Annotated in this window: 13 protein-coding genes; 11 read left to right on the forward strand and 2 right to left on the reverse strand. The window is 47.5% G+C overall.

The window, feature by feature from the left end:
• Window positions 1-80: 80 nt before the first annotated feature.
• The 11 genes from QZY95_RS05000 to QZY95_RS05050 all read left to right on the forward strand — a co-directional run bounded on the left by QZY95_RS05000 (window position 81) and on the right by QZY95_RS05050 (window position 13,256).
• Window positions 81-1,103: a molybdopterin-binding protein gene (locus tag QZY95_RS05000; protein ID WP_290920055.1), complete on the forward strand. Its 1,023-nt coding sequence runs from the start codon at window positions 81-83 to the stop codon at window positions 1,101-1,103.
• A gap of 131 nt (window positions 1,104-1,234) precedes the next feature.
• Window positions 1,235-3,952, forward strand: coding sequence for a molybdopterin-dependent aldehyde oxidoreductase (locus QZY95_RS05005; protein ID WP_290920058.1), 2,718 nt, complete (start codon window positions 1,235-1,237; stop codon window positions 3,950-3,952).
• Window positions 3,953-4,011: 59 nt separating this feature from the next.
• Entirely contained in the window at window positions 4,012-6,294 is a 2,283-nt protein-coding gene (locus QZY95_RS05010) for a pyridine nucleotide-disulfide oxidoreductase/dicluster-binding protein (protein WP_290920061.1), read from the forward strand.
• 9 nt (window positions 6,295-6,303) lie between these two features.
• Complete coding sequence (locus QZY95_RS05015) at window positions 6,304-6,519, forward strand: DVU_1557 family redox protein (protein ID WP_290920065.1); 216 nt, start codon at window positions 6,304-6,306, stop codon at window positions 6,517-6,519.
• Entirely contained in the window at window positions 6,516-7,235 is a 720-nt protein-coding gene (gene trsM, locus QZY95_RS05020) for a DVU_1556 family methyltransferase (protein ID WP_290920067.1), read from the forward strand. Before QZY95_RS05015 ends, trsM begins: the two co-directional genes overlap by 4 nt.
• Before the next feature lie 3 nt (window positions 7,236-7,238).
• Complete coding sequence (locus QZY95_RS05025) at window positions 7,239-7,697, forward strand: DVU_1555 family C-GCAxxG-C-C protein (protein ID WP_290920069.1); 459 nt, start codon at window positions 7,239-7,241, stop codon at window positions 7,695-7,697.
• A gap of 2 nt (window positions 7,698-7,699) precedes the next feature.
• Window positions 7,700-9,058, forward strand: coding sequence for a radical SAM (seleno)protein TrsS (gene trsS / locus QZY95_RS05030; protein WP_290920072.1), 1,359 nt, complete (start codon window positions 7,700-7,702; stop codon window positions 9,056-9,058).
• Window positions 9,059-9,128: 70 nt separating this feature from the next.
• The gene (locus QZY95_RS05035; protein ID WP_290920074.1) at window positions 9,129-10,478 is read left to right on the forward strand and encodes a DVU_1553 family AMP-dependent CoA ligase; all 1,350 of its coding nucleotides are present in this window, start codon (window positions 9,129-9,131) and stop codon (window positions 10,476-10,478) included.
• 10 nt (window positions 10,479-10,488) lie between these two features.
• Window positions 10,489-11,508: an XdhC family aldehyde oxidoreductase maturation factor gene (locus tag QZY95_RS05040; RefSeq protein ID WP_290920077.1), complete on the forward strand. Its 1,020-nt coding sequence runs from the start codon at window positions 10,489-10,491 to the stop codon at window positions 11,506-11,508.
• A gap of 4 nt (window positions 11,509-11,512) precedes the next feature.
• Window positions 11,513-12,673, forward strand: coding sequence for a DVU_1551 family NTP transferase (locus QZY95_RS05045; protein WP_290920080.1), 1,161 nt, complete (start codon window positions 11,513-11,515; stop codon window positions 12,671-12,673).
• A gap of 1 nt (window position 12,674) precedes the next feature.
• The gene (locus tag QZY95_RS05050) at window positions 12,675-13,256 is read left to right on the forward strand and encodes a histidine phosphatase family protein (RefSeq protein WP_290920082.1); all 582 of its coding nucleotides are present in this window, start codon (window positions 12,675-12,677) and stop codon (window positions 13,254-13,256) included.
• A gap of 60 nt (window positions 13,257-13,316) precedes the next feature.
• Here the strand turns inward: QZY95_RS05050 and QZY95_RS05055 are convergent, their stop codons facing one another.
• On the reverse strand, window positions 13,317-14,174 hold the full coding sequence (locus QZY95_RS05055; RefSeq protein ID WP_290920085.1) for a patatin family protein: 858 nt from the start codon (window positions 14,172-14,174) through the stop codon (window positions 13,317-13,319).
• Between the two features lie 235 nt (window positions 14,175-14,409).
• On the reverse strand, window positions 14,410-15,891 hold the full coding sequence (panF, locus tag QZY95_RS05060) for a sodium/pantothenate symporter (protein WP_290920086.1): 1,482 nt from the start codon (window positions 15,889-15,891) through the stop codon (window positions 14,410-14,412).
• Window positions 15,892-15,949: the final 58 nt, after the last annotated feature.

The raw sequence follows: 15,949 nt of genomic DNA on the forward strand, positions 1-15,949 counted from the left end.
CCCGTGGACATAAGAAAAAGCACCAGTAATCGCCTACTCACTACTTTTTTCATCAACCTGAATCGCAAAAAGAGATTACAATGCAGGCAGTTCCAGTTCAAAATTCAATTGGTATGGTTCTTTGTCACGACATCACCCGAATCGTTCCCGGTGAAAGTAAAGGCCCTGCGTTTAAAAAAGGCCACATCGTAACAGCAGAAGACATTCCAACCCTTCTTGATATCGGTAAAGAGCATCTTTATGTGCTCGATCTTACCGAAAATCAAATTCACGAAAACGAAGCGGCTATGCGTATTGCAAAAGCAGTTTCCGGTGAAGGCATCACTCTAACCGATGTTTCCGAAGGGCGAGTAAACCTTATTGCAAGCAAAGGGCTACTGTCCATTGATGTTGAGAAGGTTAACGAAATCAACGCCATTGATGAAGTTGTACTTTCAACCATGCACAACGGTCTGAATGTTCTTTCAGAACGACCGGTTGCAGGTACACGCATTGTTCCTCTTGTTACCGATAGATCAAAGGTTGAAGAAGTAGAAGCGGTCTGTGCAACAGGCGGTCCTGTTATTCAGGTAAAACCATTTAAACACCATAAAGTAGGTGTAGTTACCACTGGTAGCGAAGTCTACAATGGTAGAATTACAGATAAGTTCGGGCCTGTAATCCGTAAAAAATTTCACGAACTCGGGTCAAACGTTGTGGAACAGGTTTTTGTTCCCGACGACCAGCAGATGACAACAGATGCCATCAACAAGTTCCTCGATGATGGCCTTGATTTTGTTGTTGTCACCGGCGGTATGTCTGTCGATCCAGATGACAGAACCCCCGCCAGTATCCGCGACACCGGAGCAGACGTAGTCAGCTACGGCTCCCCAACCTTCCCCGGTGCCATGTTTATGCTTGCCTACAAGGATGGACGACCAATCGTCGGCCTTCCGGGCTGCGTCATGTACTACCGCGCCAGTATCTTTGATCTCATTGTACCACGCATTCTCGCAGGCGAAACAATTACCCGTAGAGATATTACGAACTTGGGACACGGCGGCTTCTGTGCCGGCTGCGACACATGTCATTTCCCACTGTGTTCCTTTGGTAAATCGTCATAATGATTGGCTGGTTCTATTAAAGAACCCTCCTGCTGTATAACCTATATGTGATGGTACCTTACGCAGCGGCATCACAACTCGCCTCACGATGATGTCCTGCCTGATCGCCTAGGTACCCGAGAGGAGTTTCCATGCTTAAAAAAATGCTCCATGTAAACGGCGTAGACCGTATGGTCATATGCGAAGAGGACGATTCACTCGCTAACGTCCTGCGCGAAAAGATCGGTCTTACAAGCGTTAAAATCGGTTGTGGTACCGGTCAGTGCGGTAGCTGTACTGTTGTAGTAGACGGTAAGCTCAAACGCACCTGTACCATGAAGATGAAACGTGTTGCAGAACACACCGAAATCGTAACAGCTGAAGGCGTAGGTACTCCTGAGAACCTGCACCCTATCCAGCTCGCATGGATTGCTCACGGCGGCGCACAGTGCGGTTTCTGTACCCCTGGCTTCATCGTATCTTCATACGCATTGCTCCTTGAAAATCAGTCCCCGACTCGTGAAGACGTTCGAGACTGGTTCCAGAAGCATCGTAACGCATGTCGTTGCACAGGTTACAAACCTCTCGTAGACGCTGTAATGGACGCTGCTGCTGTACTGCGCGGTGACAAAACACGTGACGAACTTATGAAAGACGTACCTCAGGAAGGTCGCATTTTGGGTACTAAATACCCACGTCCTACCGCAGTTGCAAAAGTAACCGGTACTCTTGATTACGGTGCAGACCTTGGCATCAAACTCCCTGGTGATGCTCTCCGCCTTGCATTAGTTCAGGCTGAAGTATCCCACGCTAAAATTATTTCCATTGACACTTCCGAAGCTGAAAAAATGGAAGGCGTCAAAAAAATCATTACCCACAAAGACGTTAAAGGTAAAAACCGCATCACCGGTCTTATTACCTTCCCGTCCAACAAGGGTGATGGCTGGGATCGTCCTATTTTGTGTGACGAGAAAGTATTCCAGTACGGCGATACTATCGCTATTGTTTGTGCTGATACTGAAAAGCATGCAAAAGCAGCTGCTGCAAAAGTAAAAGTTGAACTTGAACAGCTCCCTGAATACATGAGCGCTCCTGAAGCAATGCAGGATGACGCCATGGAAATTCATCCTGGCACACCAAACATTTACTACATTCAGAACATCGCTAAAGGTGAAGAAACTGCGCCTATCTTTAAAGACGCAGACGTTACTATCGAAGGCGATTACTATGTTGGCCGTCAGCCACACATGCCTATCGAGCCAGACGTAGGTTTTGCATACCGCAACGATGAAGGCAAACTCGTTATCCATTCCAAATCTATCGGTATGCACCTGCATGCTGCTATGATCGCTCCTGGTCTCGGTGAAGAGCTTGATAACATTGTTATGGTTCAGAACCCATCCGGCGGTACTTTTGGCTACAAATTCAGCGCAACCATGGAAGCACTTGTCGGTGTAGCTTGTATTGCAACTGGTAAACCTGTGTTCCTTAACTACACATGGCACCAGCAGCAGACATACACTCCAAAGCGTTCTCCATTCTTCATGAACGTACGTATGGCTGCAGACAAAGAAGGTAAACTCCTCGGTATGGAAACTGACTGGTCTGTAGACCACGGTCCATACTCTGAGTTCGGTGACCTTCTTACCCTCCGTGGTGCACAGTTCATCGGTGCTGGTTACGATATTCCAAACATCCGTGGTGAAGGCCGCACTGTTTGTACTAACCATGCATGGGGTTCTGCTTTCCGTGGTTTCGGTTCTCCTCAGTCTGAGTTTGCATCCGAAGTTCTCATGGATGAACTTGCTGAAAAAATCGGCATGGATCCTTTGGATATTCGTTACAAAAACGCTTACCGCAAAGGTTCTACCACCCCTACAGGCCAAGACCCTGAAGTGTACAGCATTCCGGACCTCATCGACACAATTCGTCCAAAATACGAAGAAGCTAAAAAACGCGCAGCAGAACTCTCTACTGATGAAGTTAAACGCGGCGTAGGTATTGCTCTTGGTGTTTACGGTTCCGGTCTCGACGGCCCAGACACTGCTGAAGCAGCGCTTGAGCTTGATGAAGAAGGTATCATCACTGTGTACACCACTTGGCACGACCATGGTCAGGGTGCAGACATCGGTGCATTAACCACCGCTCACGAAGCTCTCAGCCCAATGGGCATCCCGCCAGAGCAGATCCGTGTTTGCTTGAACGACACCAGCGTCTGCCCTAACGGCGGCCCTGCAGGTGGTTCCCGTTCTCAGGTTGTAATCGGCCGCGCAATTAAAGCAGCTGGTGAAGAACTTGTTGCAACAATGAAAAAAGAAGACGGCTCTTTCTACACCTATCAGGAAATGGTAGAGAAAAAGCTTCCTACCCGTGCAAACGGCAAATGGACTGCTCCTTGTACAGATTGTGACGAAAACGGTCAGGGTAACCCATTCGCATGTTACATGTACGGTATGTTCCTTGCTGAAGTCAGCGTAGAAGTTGCTACCGGTAAAACTGCAGTTGAAAAAATCACCGCTGCAGTCGACGTTGGTACAATCATGAACAAACTTGCTGTTGACGGTCAGATGTACGGCGGTCTTGCACAGGCTATCGGCCTTGCTCTTACAGAAGACTACGAAGACATTAAAAAGCACTCCACCATGGTGGGTGCAGGTCTTCCTTACATCAAGCAGATTCCGGACGACATGGAACTCATTTACATTGAATCCGAACGTCCAGAAGGTCCATTCGGCGCATCCGGTGTTGGCGAACTTCCACTCACCAGCCCTCATGCAGCGATCATTAACGCGATCTACAATGCTTGTGGCGCCCGTATCCGTCATCTGCCAGCACGCCCTGAAAAAGTGCTCGCAGCTCTCAAAAAGTAATATAGTATACAAAACCGTCCGTGCTGCTCCGGCAGCACGGACGTATTCAGTAGTACGATATGGAACAACACGAACTTCGCCAATGGGAAGCACAGTGTACGCAGGAAGAACTGCCTCACTGTCAAACCCGTTGCCCACTGCATATTGACGTACGTAACTTTTGTAAAAAACTTGCTGCAGGTAAAATAAACGAAGCCTGGGCTATTCTTTACAAAAGTATGCCTATTCCTCACATTGCTGCCAACCTGTGTGAAGGTGACTGCATGGATTCATGCCTGCGCCATGAACTTGGCGGCAGCATTAATATGCCAGAGCTGGAGCGTTGTTGTGCAGCTAATGCAACCAAAACCCCGCCTCTTCGTCCATTACCATCTAAGGGTAAAAAAGTTCTTATCATCGGCGGTGGCCTCACAGCGTTAGCAGCAGCATGGGATCTTGCGAAAAAAGGTATTACACCTACAATACTCTCTGAAAATCCATACGAAGACCTTGCTTCTGTTCTACCGGAAGATTCTTTTGCACAACACCAGGCTGCATTCGAAAAACTCGGCGTACTCTTTTCATCAGAAGACCTCCCGTCAAACCTCAATGAGGCATCTGACGCATGGGATGCTGTTCTTCTGGCAACGCAGGAAGCTGCAGCATTATACGATTGCGCGCTCACTGATCCTGCAATTCTCCAAACAGAAATTTCTTCTGTATTCTCTGTTCCATCCCCTTGTATTGCTACCAAGATAGAACGTATTGCACAGGGCAAAACGTTAGCATTATCAGCGGAACGAAGCATGCAGAATGTGTCCCTCACCGCAGGAAGAGAACATGAAGGTTCCTACCAATCGCGACTGCACACTGCGGTCTCGTCTATCTCTTCATTGCCCCTCCTTCCCGCTGGTGAAACGGGATATGATGAAGCGACCGCTATGCTGGAAGCTGGAAGGTGCCTACAGTGCGAATGTATGCAGTGCGTAGATAACTGTGTGTATCTGGCAGAATTCAAGAGCTACCCGAAAGTCTACGCGCGGCAGGTATACAACAATGCCGCGATAGTCATGGGCACACGATATGCCAACAAAATGATCAACTCCTGCATGTTGTGTGGCTTGTGCGAAGAAATTTGTCCTGAAGACTTTGCTGTACAGAATCTCTGTCTCACAGCACGACAAGATATGGTGGCAGCTTCCACAATGCCGCCGTCAGCACATGAATTTGCGCTCCGCGATATGGCGTTTGCCAATACCGCGGGCATGCTTGCAATGAATGCACCTTCCGCTTCCGCTAGCACGTACGCGTTCTTTCCGGGATGCCAACTTCCGGCAATTTCCCCGCACCTTGTTGAGAGTACTTATTCGTACTTACGAGATTCTCTGGAAGAACCTGTAGGTCTATTCATCCACTGTTGCGGTGCTCCGGCACATTGGGCAGGACAAAAAGAACTGACTCAAGCAACAACAGATCAAATTCAGAAGCAATGGGAAAACATGGGAAAACCGCAGCTCATTACAGGCTGCCCGACCTGTGCAACTATGCTTGCTGAATTGCTGCCGCATATCCCTACACGCTCGCTATGGGCAGTACTTGAAGAAATCGGCTTACCGCCAACTGCACGTTTGCCGAAACAACCATATGTTCTGCATGACCCATGTTCTACACGTCATGATGAACCTATGCGGGATCATGTACGTTCCATCGCATCAACACTCGACATTTCTATTTCAGAACCGCACCATACCGGAGTATTAACTGAATGCTGCGGCTACGGCGGCTTACTGGATACAGCCAATCCGGAATTGTCACGAAAGGCTTCTGAGCACAGAGCAGAGGTTCTCTCGTCCTGTACGGAAGAAGAACAGGACATACTCACCTACTGCGCAATGTGCCGTGACATGCTGGCAAGGACTGGGAAACGAACTATCCACTTGCTGGATATCCTCTTCCCGAACTGTAACGCAGCACTTGCGTGCTGTAATGCCGATCCGGCAACGATACCAGTCACAGGCTTTTCTGATCGACGCGAAAACCGTATCCGCTTGAAGGAACATCTGCTGACAACTCTCTGGGGAGAAAAGGAACACGTTGCAGACACCGATGCTCCAACAATTACCTACACCGAGCAGGCATCTGCAAATATGGAAGAACGTCGTATTCTGCGCAGTGACATCCGTAAAGTTGTGACGCACGTTGAAGAAACCGGCGAAAGCCTGTTCAACACAGAAACTGAACGACATGTTGCCAGCTTCCGCCCAGTAACCGTGACATACTGGATGGAGTACACAAAAGACGAAAACGGATACTGCATTCATAATGTATGGTCACACAGAATGCAGATACTTCCTCCCAAATAAGAGCGCACCATGAACACGCTACAAGTCTTACACGACGATTTTTCACATTGGAAATGCACCAAGTGTAACGAGCAACTGGTCTTTGCTCCCGTGGAACTGGTGTACCTCGAAAGTAAATTTTCTGTAGAACTCCCAACATGTCCGTCCTGCGGATATGTACTTATTCCTGAATCCCTTGCCTTAGAAAAAATGGCAGAAGTGGAACGACTACTGGAAGACAAATGAGTACTCCGCTTTGGCAGCATCCTCTTATGGCTTCACTTGAGGATGGCGCTCTCCGCCCCGGCGGGCTGCAGCTTACCCGCACGGCATATGACAAGCTGAATATTTCTTCTGCCACCCGCATCCTTGATGCCGGATGCGGCAATGGGACCACGGCTCAATTCCTTCAGCAGCACTATAGTGCGCACGTCACAACAATAGATCTTTCCGAACAGAACACCAAACAGGCTCACCAAAAAGCCCTGTGTACCGTTCAAGCCAGCGTAGATCACCTGCCGTTCTGTGATAATGCATTTAATATTGTAAACTGTGACTGCGTACTCTCCCTATGTAGTTCTGTAGAGACTGCCGTTGCAGAATTCTCCCGCGTTCTCAGCACTGGTGGAATGCTTATTCTCTCAGACCTTTATAGAAGGGCTCAGACACCATCGTGCTCTCACGCCCCAAAAGCCGCTCCAATCGAACATACTGCCTCTTGTTCGAATACAAGTGGTTGCAGCAGCAATCCGCTATCTTTACCCAAACTCTTTAAAATACTCACCAACGCTGGATTTACGCACACATCCAGCACAGACTGCACAAAAGAACTCAAGGAATTAACTGCAAAACTTATTTTCTCAGGAATCACTCCCTGCTGTTCAAAAAACAGTCAGGACTGCTCTACTTCATACGATAAAACAATCGGATACATCCAGATTAACGCCGAAAAGAAGGGGTAGCACATGCTTTCAGATATTCAACTGCAATTGCTTCAATGGGCTGGCAAAGGCTACTGTTGCAGCCAAATTCTTGTAGGAATGGCGCTGGAATACTCAGGGCTTGAAAATCCGCAATTAATCAGGGCAGCAGAAGGTCTCTGCAACGGCATGTCCAGCTGCAAAGGAACATGCGGACTGATGACCGGCGGAGCACTGCTTCTGGGAATGTACGCAGGACACGATGCCGAAACAGAGGAAAAAGATGAACACCTGCCGATGCTTCTTGAATCTTTTTCTGAATGGTTCACTCAAAAAACAAAAGAGCAATACGGGGGCATTACCTGCGGAGAAATCCTTGGTGAAACAAGCGGTGCACCAGTACCGGACACATCTAAATGCGGTGCTCTGCTTGCCGAAACATTTACCTACATTGAATCACTGCTTGCCGAATACGAATACGACATCTCCGCAGTAAAAGAGTAGCTATGTCTGACCATATTTCCCATACAGAGAGTGTTTGTCCTCAATGTCTTCAGCGCATCCCTGCCATGCGCGTTACAAAGGGAGACGAAACACGGCTGGTGAAGCACTGTCCTCAACATGGTGCGTTCTCGACACCAGTCTGGCGTTCAACACACCCTTCAACAACTTTTACAGACTGGCTGCGCCCTAAAATTCCATCGACACCGCCAACCATCTCAACGTCTGTGGATAAAGGGTGTCCATTCGATTGCGGACTTTGCGAGGAGCACCGCCAACACAGCTGTATGGCTTTAATTGAAGTTACATGGCGCTGTAACCTTTCGTGCCCAGTATGTTTTGCATCTGCCGACAACAAATATAAAGCCACTACCCCTGCCGATCCAAGCAAAGAAGAGCTTATTGCATTGCTGGAAACAACAATGCAAACTACAGGTGGCTGTAACCTGCAATTTTCAGGCGGTGAACCCACAATTCGGGATGACTTACCGGAACTGGTGGCAGCAGCAAAAGCCATCGGCTTTCCTTTCGTACAAATTAACACAAATGGAGTGCGTGCCGCTCACGATCCGGAATATGTAAAAAGACTGGCACAGGCCGGAGCGGATTCTGTTTTTCTTCAATTTGACGGTCTGCATGAATCCACATGGAAGGCATTCCGTAACGCTGACTTACGGGATATAAAAAACAAAGCCATTGCTGCATTTGAAGAAGCAGGTATCGGCATTGTCCTTGTACCTGTAATCTCCCCTGTCATTAATAAAAATGAGATCGGAGATATCATACGCTTTGCGATTGATCACGCTCCAGCAGTCCGTGGCGTTCATTTCCAGCCAATAAGCTACTTCGGCCGCTACCCTGTAGCTCCGGCGGATAATGAACGTATCACCCTGCCGGAATTAGCTGAAGAATTGGAAAAACAAACAGATCATCTTGTTGCTACCGGAGACTTTGTGCCTCCAACATGCGAACACGCGTTATGCTCTTTCCATGCAAACTACATCATTAATGACGACAAGACCCTGCAACTGTTATCCGTGCCTAAAAACTCCTGTAACTGTAAGCCGAAACCTGCCGCAGAAGGTGCAGAAAAAGCTCGCTCCTTCGTACGCAGCCAGTGGGCAGCAGCGGAATTAGATGCGAAGCCAAAAGATTTATCCAACGAGCTTGATTCGTTTATACAGCAGGCATCAACACGGCGATTCGCAATTTCAGCAATGGCATTTCAAGATGCATGGTCTCTCGATATAGAGCGCCTTAAAGGATGCTGTATTCACGTTGTAGCACCGGATGGAAGGCTTGTACCGTTCTGCGCCTACAACCTGACAGCGGCAAACGGGACAACGCTTTACCGCGGAAAATAAAAAAACATCACTACGGATAAGATAGTACGTTTACTAAACGACTCAAAAAGAACACCCGGCAACAAATTTTATGATGCAAAAAACATGTGTAAAAAATGCAGAGCAGCAAATAGCATGGCGTAACCCACTCGATATCCAAGCTACGCTTGATATGAAGCATGAAAATGCTGAAATTCCCGTTACCCGCGATACTCTTGAAGCATGGCAACTTGCCAGACTCCAACAGGTCTGCACCTATGCACAAAAAAACAGCATCTTTTATGCTGAAAAACTGCGAGAGCTTTCGGACGTATCCTTTGCATCCGGTGAAGCTTTTTCGCACCTTCCAAGAACAACTGCCGACGATATTCGTGAAGCTCCGCTGAATTTCCTTTGTACATCACAGGATGATATCGCACGCGTTGTAACACTGACGACATCAGGCTCTACAGGGAAACCAAAGCGTCTTTTTTTTACACAAGATGAACTGGATGAAACAAAAGCTTTTTATGATCATGGAATGCGCTGCCTCGCTCACTCCGGCGACACGGTATTAGCGCTGTTACCCGCCCCTAAGCCGGACAGCGTTGGAGCACTTCTTGTTGATGGACTGACTGCATTGGGAGCTTCTCCGGTTCTGCATCAAAATCCTGACGATGTCGCCACCTCTCTTGCTCTATTCAAACAGCATGCTCCGGACTGCGTTGTGGGAACTGCCGCACACGTTCTTGCACTGACAAAACTCTGGCAAAAAAACAGTAACAGAGTTTCTCCTGTAAAAAGTGTCTTACTCTGCTGGGACGCAAGCTCACCTGCCGTCAGAAAGTACATCGAATCAACATGGAACTGCCGAGTCTACACCCACTGGGGAATGACAGAAACCAGCCTTGGCGGGGCTGTCAGTTGTCCGTTTGGCAGAGGCATGCATCTGCGTGAAACAAATATTTATGTAGAAATTACCGATCCGGACACGGGGCTTCTTGTCCCCGATGGGGAACGTGGAGAAATCGTCGTAACGACACTGACTCGAACAGGGATGCCACTAATACGATACCGTACAGGCGATGAATCTCATATCATTACCGAACAATGCCCATGCGGTTCCCCATTGCGCCGACTGAGTCCTGAAATCCACAGAATCTCGCTTCCTATAAATGCACCGGATTGGTTCAAACAAATTACACCGAACGCCATAGATGAGCTATTGCTCTCTGTGCCGAGTTTTCTAGCCCAGCAAGCACAATTAAGGGTGGCACCGAACATACTGGAAGTAACTGTTGACATGAGCACAAACTCACCTCAACAATTATCAAGTATTAACGAGCTGTTATGTGATCTTGTTTCTCCATTGCAAACGGCTCCGGATATATTGTGCTTGCCGGGCAAGAATAACGGCAACATTTCCATTGGATTCGCAAAACGCAAAATCAGCGTCAAGTAACGAGGGTACAATGCATTCAATTCTTACAGATATTACACGAAATCTCGCAGCACATAACTGCGTTCTTGCCACTGTGATTTCCAGCACAGGCTCTACACCACGCTCTTCAGGAGCGCATATGCTTATCTGTCCGAAAGGCGAATTCTATGGGACTGTTGGTGGGGGATTAATTGAAGCTAAAGTACAAGAGACTGCAGCAACTTTTCTTACTGGAGAACACGGCGCAGCTGCACTGCATTCGTATGAACTTGATAACACCAAAGCCGGTGCGTTGGGCATGTCCTGCGGTGGGTCTCTCACAGTTCTTCTTGAACGCCTTACACCAGAACATCATGAAGAGTTTGTTCAGCTAGAAGAAGCTGTACTAAAAGGAAACACTATTAGCCGTGAAGCCTTTTATCTTCAGCAAGATGCCATCTGGAAGCGGGTTACAGCCCATGAACTTGCGAACGAGCAATACGCCAAAACTGTAGAAGAAATCCACACTGAAAAAAAACTCACAGACAACAGCTCACCTCTACTGATTAACAAAGAACCAGTGAAATATTTTGCCGAAACATACCACCCTTCTGCCACGGTTATCATTGCCGGTGCAGGGCATGTAGCAAAACCGACAGCAGAGGTAGCTCATCTTGTCGGATTCTCAGTTGTTGTTCTGGATGACCGTGATGATTTTGCCAACAAAGAACGTTTCCCTAATGCGCATGTTCAGGTTGTAGACTCCTTAGACGATATTTTATCTGACATCACGATCCATAAAGACTGCTATGTTGTCATCGTCACCAGAGGCCACGAGCATGATAAGACTGTCTTGCAACAAATGCTTACAACACCGGCAAAATATATCGGTATGATTGGAAGTAAAAGTAAACGAGACGGCCTGTATCAACGCCTACGGGAAGAAGGCGTAACAGACGAAGCTATTGCACGCTGTCACTGCCCGATCGGCCTTCCGCTTGGCGGCAGAGCTCCGGAAGAAATTGCGGTAAGTATTATGGCAGAAATCATTCAGACCAAAGCACAAGGCTAAACGCATGCATACCGCATACGCAATATTACTTGCAGCGGGGTATGGCTCACGCATGGGGCAATGCAAGCCGACACTCCCTTTGGGAACCTCCAGTGCTCTGGAGTTGCTTTCCCAAAGCTTTACACGGGCAGGCGTTACACCGATTGTCGTTACAGGACACGCTCAGGAAAATGTCGAAGCCGAGTGTCGTCGCCTGTCACTTGTTTCTGTCCATAATCCAGCCTTTGACGACGGTATGTTTTCTTCCGTGCAAGCAGGCTGTAAAGCTCTGCCGGATGATACAGAATACTTCTTCATAACTCCTGTAGATATTCCGCTTATCAGGCATCAAACAATTTCTGCTCTGCTCACAAACGCAGGGCAGAAATCTGCAACGGTTCTCCATCCTGTGCTTGATGACAGCCCGTTAACCCCACTGCCAAAGTTCATGTATGAAACAGAGGCGAAACGGGGGCATCCACCATGTATGCACGCGTCACTCAAGCAAGAAATTCTTGCATACAGCGGAGAAGGAGGACTGGCAGGACTCTTAGCTCATCATGCGAAGACAACCAGCTATATTCCCGTTACAGATAGCGGGATGTTGCAGGATATGGACACACCAGATGATTATCAAAAACTATGTGAACTGGAAAAATTACAGCAACTACCATCAACACAAGAGTGTTACGCTCTTTGGAATGCTGAAAACCTTCCTTCGCACATTCGTAAGCACTCCATAGCTGTAACCGACGTAGCCAGAGCCATTTTACCCCACCTTCCGGATACAACACCTCTTTTTGAACAAACTGTTCTTTCCGGAACCATGTTGCATGATATTGCTAAAGGCTCACCAAAACACGCAAGTAAAGGCGCTGAAATAGTCAGCGAATATGGATTTCCCGAACTTGCGTCGTGCATCGCAGCCCACTCACACCTGCAAGTATCGTCTGGAGCAGTCACACCGGAAGAGCTGGTCTTTTTAGCAGATAAATTTATCGAAGGAACAACTGTCTGTTCACTTGAACGCAGATATGAAGAAAAAATGGCGTGCTATGCTTCCTCAGCTGAAGTTGTGGAGGCCATAAAGCAAAAGTTATCTCAGGCACAGGCTATCCAACATAAGGTTGAAGCTGCTATAAACACCACTCTTGATACGCTTCTCAACACAAACAGGAGACATTGATATGCTCTATCTTGTTCGCCATGGTGAAACGATTCTGCCCAAAGGAATATGTATAGGGCAAACTGATATTCCGATGGCACAAAAAGGTATAGAAAACATTACACAAAAGACTCTTCCACACCTCCTTGCATTACATGTGGAGTCGCCTTCAATTGTTGCCAGCCCGCTCCAGCGAACAATGACCACAGCCCAAATCTTTGCCCAGGAATTCTCAGTTGAAATTGAACAAGATCCAGCTTTGCAGGAAATCGATATGGGTAAATGGGACGGACTTGCCTTTACCTATATAAAAAAACATTGGGCAGCAGAATACGAAGAACGAGGACAAAACTTCGCTCACTTCCAAGCACCGGAAGGAGAGTCTTTTTCAGACGTCCAACAGCGTGCTCTGGAAGCAATTCTCCCATTATGCCAGCGCCCTGAGCCAGTCGTTATCGTTACACACGCCGGCGTAATCCGTAGTTTACTCTGCGCAGCCAATCAAACACCACTTCAAGAGCTTTTCACATACACTCCCAAAACAGGCTCTATAACACTGCTCAGTAAAGAAACATTCCGCTGTAAGTCATTATACCTTCAGTGAGTTAGAGAACCTTACGCTTTCCAACACACACAGGCTTTTAAACCGCAATTGGATCGGCCATTACGCTAAGAATTCCAGTAACGCTGCTTCTTTTTTTCGAGCTAAATCGTATCCATCATCATACAGCTGATACAATTTCTTACGATCTCGACATACCCGTCCGACCCCAAGAGTACTTTCAGGACGGACAACAAAAATCTCACCCTGTTTCTCTTTGGCTTCAATCGTAGCGAGCATATCGTTGTAGAGGGTATGGCGACGTTCTATAACCCGAAGCATGCCTGTAAACTCAGGATACTGCCACTTACAAACACGAACACTTTTGCTTGCCCGCTTACGGTAACCATGGGGTTGTGTAAGAACCAAAACTGGACGCTCGTTATGTTCTAAACATTGCTGCAACGGAATCGGGTTCGCAATGCCGCCATCCATATACGTTTTTCCGTTGAACTCAACAGGCTTTGCAATGAGTGGTAAGCTTGCAGAAGCTCGCATAATAGTGAGCGTATCTTCCAACGTAGGAAGCATACTTTTTTCAAACATCACCGCTTCGCCCGAATAACAGTCCGTCACTCCTACCCAAAAGCGGATAGGATTCTCTACAAACGCTTTATAATCAATCGGTACGACTCGTCGCGGAATATCCCCGAAGATAAAATCCATTCCGAAAAGGTCACCACCCTTTACTAGGCGAAGATAACTAAGATACCGACTATCATCCACAAATCGAGTATTTGTAATACGGTTACGCTCGGGCTGACCTGAGACAATATTTGCACCGTTGCATGCCCCCATCGAAACACCATAGATTGATGTAAAGGCAAGCTTCAGATCAACAATATGCCTCAAGACGCCTGCAGAAAAGTTTCCCCGCAGCCCGCCACCCTCAAGTACCAAACCGGTCGCTGTTTCTTTCAAGAAAAAAACCTCCCAAAAAAGTCACAATAATGCGCTGTAAAAACACCTTACTGCACCACACAGTATAGTTCAAAGAAGCCTGAGAGAACAGCAACAAAACGCCCCTGATACTAGTTTAAAACAATGAGAAGTGAGTACAAGTTTTGTTGTATAAAAAAAGACTCCCGCACCGTTACGGGAGTCTTTCATATCGTTTTCGTAAACAAACCCTAAAGTGGGTAGTTGGGGCAGAGGGTTATTGCTCTCCCCAAAACAACGCGACAACTTTTTTCTCTGGTGCACTTCCGGCATATGATCCGGCAACGAAGGCACACAGTGCGATCAAAGTAGTCGGAACAATTGCGTGGACACCACCCATTGCAGGCTTCATGACACTAATTGTAACAAAGCTCGCAACACCAAACAGAATAGACGCAACTGCGCCTGTGGCGTTTGCACGTTTCCAATACAGTCCGAGAATTATCGGCCACAGGAAAACAGCTTCGAGTCCTCCGAAAGCAAACAGGTTAATCCACACAAGCAGATCAGGCGGCTGAATAGCAGCGATAAACACCAATAATCCGATAACAGCTGTAGACATAAGGCTCATACGCTGGATGCTTACAGAAGGCATCAGGGACGCATCTCCACGTAACTTGTAATGCACATACAAGTCCTTAACAATCGCAGCTGAAACAAGCAGCAGCATAGAGTCTACAGTAGACATAATTGCCGCAAGCGGCCCGGCAATGAAGACCCCTGCCCAAAATGGCGACAACAATTCCATGATTAAGGAGGGCATAGCAAGGTCGCCAGCTGGCAGCTCTGGCAGAATAGCTCGTCCCAATGCGCCGGAAAGATGCGCACACAAAATGATGAAGCCAATAATCAACGTCCCGATGATCATCGCATCATGCATTGCGCGAGAATCCTTGTACCCCATGCAGCGCTGCGTTGTTTGCGGCAGGCCCAGAATTCCAAGCCCCACAAGTACCCATAAAGAAAGTGTAAAGGGCTGAGGTACAGCGTTGTTAGGACCGGTCGGCGTAATCAATCCGGGATCAATGTCTTTAAGTGCCGTAATACACTGTTCCATTCCTCCACCAGCATTAATGATTGCCAGCAAAATAACAACAACAGCCACGACCATAATTATTCCCTGAATTGCATCAGTAATAACGACAGCACGGAACCCACCAACAGCGGTGTACAGCACAACAGTTATGCCAAAAAGAACCAGACCGACAATGTACGGATAGCCGGTTACTGCCTGAAACAGACGTGCACCGCCAATGAACTGAGCAAGCATGGCAGCCATAAAAAATACGAGTAAGGCGACTGAACAAAGAATTACAACAGCATCACTTTTGTATCGTGCACGTAAAAAGTCAGTAATAGTCATGGAATTTGTTTTGCGGGCAATAATCGCAAAACGCTTTCCAAGCACACCGAGGGTCAAAAAAGTTGTCGGCACTTGAATCATTGCAAGAAAAACCCAGCTCAACCCATAACGGTAAGCAACGCCAGGCCCACCGACAAAGCTACTGGCACTGGTGTAACTGGCAATAATTGTCATGGCGAGCACAAAGCCCCCCATTGAACGACCGCCGATAAAATAGTCTTCCATAAATCCTTGTGAGGATTTTGATGCCGCTTTGTTACGTGCCCATAGAGCGACAGCAAATGAAAGAGCAAGATAAAGAACAACAGGAATGATTGTTACGAGGGCGTTATTCATGCGGTACATCCTTCAGCTGGGATTCAGAGCATTCTTTCTGTTCAGCACAGTTCTCAAC

The sequence above is a fragment of the Halodesulfovibrio sp. genome (genome assembly GCF_015482765.1).
Taxonomy (GTDB): domain Bacteria; phylum Desulfobacterota; class Desulfovibrionia; order Desulfovibrionales; family Desulfovibrionaceae; genus Halodesulfovibrio.

Excerpts from the sequence above, each read along its gene's own strand:
- QZY95_RS05000 (WP_290920055.1), top strand. The coding sequence starts at position 81 with ATGCAGGCAGTTCCAGTTCAAAATTCAATTGGTATGGTTCTTTGTCAC.
- QZY95_RS05005 (WP_290920058.1), top strand. The coding sequence starts at position 1,235 with ATGCTTAAAAAAATGCTCCATGTAAACGGCGTAGACCGTATGGTCATA.
- QZY95_RS05010 (WP_290920061.1), top strand. The coding sequence starts at position 4,012 with ATGGAACAACACGAACTTCGCCAATGGGAAGCACAGTGTACGCAGGAA.
- QZY95_RS05015 (WP_290920065.1), top strand. The coding sequence starts at position 6,304 with ATGAACACGCTACAAGTCTTACACGACGATTTTTCACATTGGAAATGC.
- trsM (WP_290920067.1), top strand. The coding sequence starts at position 6,516 with ATGAGTACTCCGCTTTGGCAGCATCCTCTTATGGCTTCACTTGAGGAT.
- QZY95_RS05025 (WP_290920069.1), top strand. The coding sequence starts at position 7,239 with ATGCTTTCAGATATTCAACTGCAATTGCTTCAATGGGCTGGCAAAGGC.
- trsS (WP_290920072.1), top strand. The coding sequence starts at position 7,700 with ATGTCTGACCATATTTCCCATACAGAGAGTGTTTGTCCTCAATGTCTT.
- QZY95_RS05035 (WP_290920074.1), top strand. The coding sequence starts at position 9,129 with ATGATGCAAAAAACATGTGTAAAAAATGCAGAGCAGCAAATAGCATGG.
- QZY95_RS05040 (WP_290920077.1), top strand. The coding sequence starts at position 10,489 with ATGCATTCAATTCTTACAGATATTACACGAAATCTCGCAGCACATAAC.
- QZY95_RS05045 (WP_290920080.1), top strand. The coding sequence starts at position 11,513 with ATGCATACCGCATACGCAATATTACTTGCAGCGGGGTATGGCTCACGC.
- QZY95_RS05050 (WP_290920082.1), top strand. The coding sequence starts at position 12,675 with ATGCTCTATCTTGTTCGCCATGGTGAAACGATTCTGCCCAAAGGAATA.
- panF (WP_290920086.1), bottom strand. The coding sequence starts at position 15,891 with ATGAATAACGCCCTCGTAACAATCATTCCTGTTGTTCTTTATCTTGCT.